General features: G+C 71.8%; 1 protein-coding gene. It reads left to right on the forward strand.

From position 1 onward, the window contains the following. Positions 1–24: 24 nt before the first annotated feature. The coding region (locus G6021_RS13710) for an iron-containing redox enzyme family protein (RefSeq protein WP_182641523.1) at positions 25–638 on the forward strand (614 nt) is incomplete at its 3' end.

A 638-nucleotide genomic window follows, 5' to 3' on the forward strand; every position in this document is an offset into this window, starting at 1 on the left:
GAGATCGCGGGTAGACAGAGGGGCATGACAGCCGCCCCGACCGAGATAGCCCCGACCTTCTCCGCCCCGACCCTGCCCGCGGCGAGCGGGCCGCTCTCGCAGGCCGTGGTCACGGCGCTGTCGACGGGCCGGACAGACGGGCTCCCGGGCGTGCCGGCGGACACCGATCCGCTGGGCCGCGATCTGCAGCTCGCGCTGTACATGCTCTACGAGCTCCACTACCGGGGCTTCGTCGGGGTCGACGCCGACCTGGAATGGGACCCCGAGCTCCTGCGGCTGCGGCGCGCACTGGAGTCCCTGTTCCTCGATCACCTCCGGGGAGCCGTCGAGCCCGGCGAGGACCCGGTGGCGGAGATGGACGCGCTGTCCGTGGAGGCGACCTCCGGCACCGGCCCGTCCTGGTACTTCAAGGACGAGGGCACCTGGGACCAGCTGCGCGAGTACTTCGCCCACCGGTCGCTGTACCACCTCAAGGAGGGCGACCCCCACGCGTTCGCCATCCCCCGACTGCAGGGGCAGGCCAAGGCCTCGTTCGTCGCCGTGGAGTTCGACGAGTTCGGCGGCGGGCGCGGCGAGCGGGTTCACCAGCAACTGTGGGCCGACCTCATGAGGGCCGCCGAGCTGGACCCCACCTACCT

The sequence above is a fragment of the Dietzia sp. CW19 genome (assembly GCF_014145265.1).
Lineage (GTDB): Bacteria > Actinomycetota > Actinomycetes > Mycobacteriales > Mycobacteriaceae > Dietzia > Dietzia natronolimnaea.